Source organism: Azospirillum picis (assembly GCF_017876115.1).
In the GTDB taxonomy this organism is placed as follows: Bacteria; Pseudomonadota; Alphaproteobacteria; order Azospirillales; family Azospirillaceae; genus Azospirillum; species Azospirillum picis.
Window position 1 is genome coordinate 156,345 of the sequence record NZ_JAGINO010000017.1, and the last position, 6,000, is coordinate 162,344.

The window sequence follows — 6,000 nt, forward strand, 5'->3', positions numbered from 1 at the left end:
TCATGACCGACCGCATCATCCATCACATGTGCCGCGCGGACGAGTGGGACGCCGCCCGCGCGGCCGGCAGCTATCCCGGCTCGTCGCAGGATGCGAAGGACGGCTTCATCCATTTCTCGACGCCGGGACAGGTGGTGGAGAGTGCGGCGAAGCATCGGGCCGGACAGGACGGCCTGGTCCTGCTGACCGTCGACGCCGACCGGCTGGGCGCCGCCCTGCGCTGGGAGCCGTCGCGCGGCGGCCAGCTTTTCCCGCATCTCTACGGCCCGCTGCCGGCCGACGCCGTGCTGCGCACCGATCCGCTGCCGCTGGGGCCGGACGGACGCCACCTCTTCCCGGCCGGCTTCCCCTTCACCCTCCAGGACCTCGTTCCGTGATCGATCTCTACCCCGTCGTCGGACCGATGATGTTCCGGTTCGACCCCGAGACGGCGCATGGCCTGACCATCAAGGCGCTGAAGGCCGGGCTGGTCCCGGCACCGCGCGGCACCGACGAGCCGGCCCTGCGCACCAGGGTCTGGGGGCTCGACTTCGCCAACCCGGTCGGGCTCGCCGCCGGCTTCGACAAGAACGCCGAGGTGGTGGACGCCATGCTGAAGCTGGGCTTCGGCTTCGTCGAGCCCGGCAGCGTCACGCCGAGGCCGCAGCCCGGCAACCCGCGCCCCCGCCTGTTCCGGCTGGTGGAGCAGCGGGCGGTCATCAACCGGATGGGCTTCAACAACGAGGGGCTGGAGGCTTTCGCCCGGCGGCTGGAGCAGCGCCGCGACGCGGGGCGGCGCGCCTCCGGGATCGTCGGCGCCAACCTGGGCAAGAACAAGGACACCGTGGATGCCGCCGACGACTACGTGATCGGCGTGCGCCGGCTGGCGCCGCTGGCCGATTACCTGGTCGTCAACGTTTCCTCGCCCAACACGCCGGGGCTTCGGGCGCTGCAGGGACGCGACCCGCTGCGCGCCCTGCTGGAGCGGGTGCTGGAGGCGCGGGCCGCCTGCGGGCTGCGGCGAAACCCGCCGCTGCTGCTGAAGATCGCCCCCGACCTGACGGTGGAGGACAAGGGCGACATCGCCGCGGTGGCGCTGGAGTCCGGCATCGACGGGCTGATCGTGTCCAACACCACCATCGCCCGGCCCGACGTCATCCCGGCGGACCTGCGCGGCGAAGCCGGCGGCCTGTCGGGCCGGCCGCTGTTCGAGTCCTCGACCACGGTCCTGCGGGAGATCTACGCGCTGACCGGCGGCCGGCTGCCGATCGTCGGCGTCGGGGGGGTGGGGTCCGGCGCGGACGCCTACGCCAAGATCCGGGCCGGCGCCTCGCTCGTGCAGTTCTATTCCGCCATGGTCTATGGCGGCCCGGCGCTGGTGCACCGCATCCGCAGCGAGTTGGCCGAGCTGCTGCGCCGTGACGGCTACGGGTCGGTCGCGGAGGCGGTGGGGGCGGATCACCGCTGAACCGCGGAGCCGGACCCGGCGGGTAGGGGCGGGGCGGGTACGGGCGGGGCGGGCATGGGAGGGGCGGGCACGGGAGGCGGCCGCTGCGGACGCAGCATTAACGGATCGTCAAGCCGGCGCCCCGACAGTGAAGGGGCGGCCTGGACGGTCCGTGAAACGCCCGTCCGCAAAGGCTCCGCATCCGTGACGGCTCTTGCCGCCAGCCTCACCCCCGATCCGTCCGCTTCCTCCCGGCCCGCCCGATGACCGTCCTGACCCATGCCGTCTATGCGCTCGCGTACCTGATCGCCGGCATCTCGGCGGGGGCCGCGCTGTGGGCGCTCCGCCCGGAGGCCGACCCGCTGGTGTCCTGGCTGGCGGGTGCCCTGGTGGTGCTGGGCGGCGCGCTGGCCCACGACGTGGTGACCCGGCTGGAGCGCGAGCGCCGCGCCGCCCGCCGCGCCGCCCGCCTGCATGACCGGGTGGAGGAACTCGCCCGCCTGCTCGAGCAGCGCGTCGCGGCCGACGCCGCGGCGCCGGCCAGCGGCGGCGACCGCTATGACGCGGTGATGCAGGAGGTGAGGCTGCTGCAATCGCTGGTCGCCCGCCTCACCGAGCGCAGGACCCCGCGCCCGCCGGCCTCCGGCAGCAGCCGGCAGCCGGCGGGCGGCAGCGGGGACGCCGTCCTCACGCTGCGCACCCCCGCCCCGCCGCCGGACGGGCCGGAGCCGATGGCGGCGGAACCGCCGCTGGCCGGCCCGATGGACGACGCCGCGGTGCTGGAGGCGGTCCGCGACGCGCTGAGGGCCGACCGCATCGACGTCTACCTCCAGCCCATCGTCAGCCTGCCCCAGCGCAAGCACCGCTTCTACGAGGTGTACTCGCGCGTGCGGTCGGTCGACGGCCAGCAGATCATGCCCGACCGCTACCTGGAGATCGCCGAGCGCGAGGGCCTGATCGCCACCATCGACAACCTGCTGCTGGTGCGCTGCATCCAGTTGATCCGCGAGACCGAGCGGCGCCAGCATGCCATCGGCTTCTTTTCCAACATCTCCGCCGCGACGCTGGCGGACGCCGAGTTCATGCGTCATTTCCTGACCATGATGGGCCAGAACCAAGCGCTGGTGCCCAAGCTGGTCTTCGAGCTGAGCCAGCACGACCTGCAGGCCGGCGGGGCGGTGACCATGGGCATCCTGTCGCAGCTCGCGCGGCTGGGGTTCCGCTTCTCGATGGACCAGGTGAGCGATCTGGACCTCGACCTGCAGCGGCTGCTGCGCCACGAGTTCCGCTTCGTCAAGCTCGACCGTGCCCTGGTGCTCGACCCGGCCAACGCGCCGCGCATCCAGGACCTGCGCCGGCGCTGTGCCACCGAGGGCGTCGACCTGATCGTCGAGAAGATCGAGACGGAAGGCCAGCTTGTCGAGGTTCTCGACATCGGCTTCGACTTTGGCCAGGGCTACCTGTTCGGCGAACCGCGGCCGAGCCGCAAGCCGGGGTGATCGCAGGCCGGGCAGAGCTGAAAACCGTGCCGGCCGGGGCCGTCACAGCCGGATCAAGGGCCGGCCGATCCCCTGGAGGCCGATCACCCAGAGGCCGATAAGGGCCGCCAGCTTGCCGCGCCCGCCGCCACGCTTGACATCGCCCGGTCCGCATTGGAAGTTTCGCGTTCCCGGCGAAATCCGGGCGATACGCAACATACTATCAAATGGTGACTTCGGTGACGTCCAACATCGCCATCACGCTGCCCGACGGCAGTGTGCGGGAGTTCGACCGGCCGGTGACGGGGCTTGAGATCGCCCAGTCCATCGGCTCGCGCCTTGCCAAAGATGCGCTTGCCGTCAAGATCGACGGCACGGTGAAGGACCTCACCACCACCGTCACCACCAACGCCAAGATCGAGATCGTCACGCGCAATCACGCCGACGCCCTCGAGGTCATCCGCCACGATGCCGCCCATGTGCTGGCCGACGCGGTGCAGAAGCTCTATCCCGGCACGCAGGTCACGATCGGCCCGTCGATCGCCACCGGCTTCTACTACGACTTCGCGCGCGACGAGCCGTTCACGCCCGAGGATCTGGAGAAGATCGAGGCGAAGATGCGCGAGATCGTCGGGGCCGACATCCCGATCGTGCGCGAGGTCTGGGACCGCGACGAGGCGGTCGCCTACTTCAAGAAGCTCGGCGAGCATTACAAGGCCGAACTGATCGCCGCCATCCCGCAGGGCGAGCCGGTGTCGGTCTACCGCCAGGGCGACTGGCTCGACCTCTGCCGCGGCCCGCACGCGCCGACGACCGGCAAGGTCGGGCAGGGCTTCAAGCTGACGAAGGTGGCCGGCGCCTACTGGCGCGGCGACAGCCGCAACCCGATGCTCCAGCGCATCTACGGCACCGCCTGGCGCGACGAGAAGGAGCTGAAGGCCTACCTGCACCAGCTCGAGGAGGCGGAGAAGCGCGACCACCGCAAGCTGGGCAAGGAACTGGACCTGTTCCACATCCAGGAGGAGGCGGTCGGCTCGGTCTTCTGGCATCCCAAGGGCTGGACGCTCTACCGGACGCTGGAAACCTACATCCGCACCAAGCTGAAGGCCGCCGACTATGTCGAGGTGAAGACGCCGCAGTTGATCGACAGCTCGCTGTTCAAGGCGTCGGGCCACTGGGACATGTATGGCGACAACATGTTCAAGGTGGAGGCCGACGGCGGCGAGAAGATGCTGGGCATCAAGCCGATGAACTGCCCTGGCCATGTCCAGATCTTCCGCAACGGCCTGCGCTCCTACCGCGACCTGCCGATCCGCATGGCCGAGTTCGGCGCCTGCCACCGCAACGAGCCGTCGGGCGCGCTGCACGGCATCATGCGCGTGCGCGCCTTCACCCAGGACGACGCCCACATCTTCTGCACCGAGGACCAGGTGCAGAGCGAGGCGGCCGAGTATTTCAAGCTGCAGCTCGGCGTCTACAAGGACCTGGGCTTCGACAAGATCTCGGTGAAGCTGGCGCTGCGTCCCGACGTCCGCACCGGCGCCGACGAGCTGTGGGACCGGGCCGAAGGGGCGCTGGCCCAGGCGTTGCGCGACGCCGGGCTGGAGTATGAGGAACTGCCGGGCGAGGGCGCCTTCTACGGCCCGAAGGTGGAGTTCCACCTGACCGACGCCATCGGCCGCACCTGGCAGTGCGGCACGCTGCAGTACGATCCCAACCTGCCGGAGCGACTCGACGCCAGCTACATCGGCGAGGACGGCGCCCGCCACCGGCCGATCATGCTGCACCGGGCGATCCTCGGGTCGATCGAACGCTTCATCGGCATGCTGATCGAGCATTACGCCGGCAAGTTCCCGCTGTGGCTGGCCCCGGTGCAGGTCGCCGTCGCCACCATCACCAGCGAGGCCGACGGCTATGCCGAAGAGGTGGCCAAGCTGTTGAAACGTAAGGGCCTGCGCGTCGAGCTCGACACCCGCAACGAGAAGATCAACCTGAAGGTCCGCGAGCACAGCCTGCGGAAGGTGCCGCTGATGCTGGTGGTCGGAAAGCGGGAAGCCGAGGAGCGCACCGTCGCGCTTCGCGTGCTCGGCGGCAAGGATCAGGAAATCCTTGCCCTTGACGCCGCGCTGGCTAAACTGGTCGAGGAAGCGAAGTCGCCCGCCGGCGATCTCGTGACCGACTCGCCGTTTTAACCGACCGTGCGATGCCGCCGGCTGTCCTCTGGATGGCCGGTGTCCGCGCGGTTTCAGACCATGGAGAAGCGTCCATAGCCAGGATTCCGTCCGAAGCCGCCCCGACCCGCGATGGCCCGCGGGTGAACCGGGAGATCTCGGCTCGTTCCGTTCGTCTCGTTGGTGCCGACGGCGAGATGATCGGCGTCGTGTCGTTGCGTGATGCTTTGCTGGCTGCCGAGGACGCCGGTCTCGATCTGGTCGAGGTCGCTCCCCAGGCGGAGCCTCCTGTCTGCAAGATCCTCGACTATGGCAGGTTCAAGTACGAGGCGCAGAAGAAGGCCAACGAGGCCCGCAAGAAGCAGAAGATCATCGAGGTCAAGGAGATCAAGCTCCGGCCGAACATCGATGACAACGACTACGAGGTGAAGATGCGCTCGGCGCGCCGCTTCCTGGAGGAGGGCGACAAGGTCAAGGTGACCATGCGCTTCCGCGGACGCGAGATGGCGCACCAGGATCTGGGCATGAATGTCCTGGTCCGCGTGCGCGACGAGCTGGACGAGTTGGCGAAGGTCGAGCAGATGCCGAAGCTCGAAGGCCGCCAGATGGTCATGGTGCTGGCTCCGCGCTGACGCGGTCTCCGGTTCCCGTTGCGAAAAGGCCCGCCCGGTTGGTTCCGGACGGGCCTTTTCGCGTTCCGGGGCCTTGGCCGCGGCGCCGGCCGGCTGGAGCTTCGTGCGTTTAATGTGAAACGCACGAAGCTCCAGCTTTATGTTTGGCAATCGGATTCACGCGTCAAATCGATCCCGATTTTATGCGATCCGATCTAATACTACAGCCGGGATCGATTTGCGGTCCGCTTGTTGAAGGCTTCATCCTACCGCAGGGAGGTTGGGATGGCGACGGCAACGGAAGCGGCGAGTTG

At 69.0% G+C, this 6,000-nt stretch carries 5 protein-coding genes; all 5 read left to right on the plus strand.

All coding sequences use genetic code 11. The annotated features are described in order from the left end of the window. The first annotated feature begins 2 nt into the window (after positions 1–2). The 5 genes from J2850_RS21420 (at position 3) to infC (ending at position 5,707) form a co-directional block, all read left to right on the plus strand. Positions 3–377 carry a DUF952 domain-containing protein gene (locus J2850_RS21420; protein WP_209986010.1) on the plus strand — a complete coding sequence of 125 codons (375 nt, stop codon included), beginning with the start codon at positions 3–5 and terminating at the stop codon, positions 375–377. Further along, the gene (locus J2850_RS21425) at positions 374–1,447 is read left to right on the plus strand and encodes a quinone-dependent dihydroorotate dehydrogenase (protein WP_209986012.1); all 1,074 of its coding nucleotides are present in this window, start codon (positions 374–376) and stop codon (positions 1,445–1,447) included. The genes J2850_RS21420 and J2850_RS21425 overlap by 4 nt, the downstream gene beginning before the upstream one ends. 242 nt (positions 1,448–1,689) lie before the next feature. Further along, positions 1,690–2,925 (plus strand): EAL domain-containing protein, encoded by a 1,236-nt coding sequence (locus J2850_RS21430; protein ID WP_209986014.1) that lies wholly within the window; start codon positions 1,690–1,692, stop codon positions 2,923–2,925. Between the two features lie 206 nt (positions 2,926–3,131). Continuing rightward, complete coding sequence (gene thrS, locus J2850_RS21435; protein ID WP_209986017.1) at positions 3,132–5,096, plus strand: threonine--tRNA ligase; 1,965 nt, start codon at positions 3,132–3,134, stop codon at positions 5,094–5,096. A gap of 32 nt (positions 5,097–5,128) precedes the next feature. Then, positions 5,129–5,707, plus strand: a complete 579-nt coding sequence (gene infC / locus J2850_RS21440) for a translation initiation factor IF-3 (protein ID WP_211113991.1) — start codon at positions 5,129–5,131, stop codon at positions 5,705–5,707. Positions 5,708–6,000 lie beyond the last annotated feature (293 nt).

What these genes read in the sequence shown, in the direction of transcription:
- J2850_RS21420 (WP_209986010.1), top strand. Translation starts at nt 3, where the DNA reads ATGACCGACCGCATCATCCATCACATGTGCCGCGCGGACGAGTGGGAC.
- J2850_RS21430 (WP_209986014.1), top strand. Translation starts at nt 1,690, where the DNA reads ATGACCGTCCTGACCCATGCCGTCTATGCGCTCGCGTACCTGATCGCC.
- thrS (WP_209986017.1), top strand. Translation starts at nt 3,132, where the DNA reads ATGGTGACTTCGGTGACGTCCAACATCGCCATCACGCTGCCCGACGGC.
- infC (WP_211113991.1), top strand. Translation starts at nt 5,129, where the DNA reads ATGGCCGGTGTCCGCGCGGTTTCAGACCATGGAGAAGCGTCCATAGCC.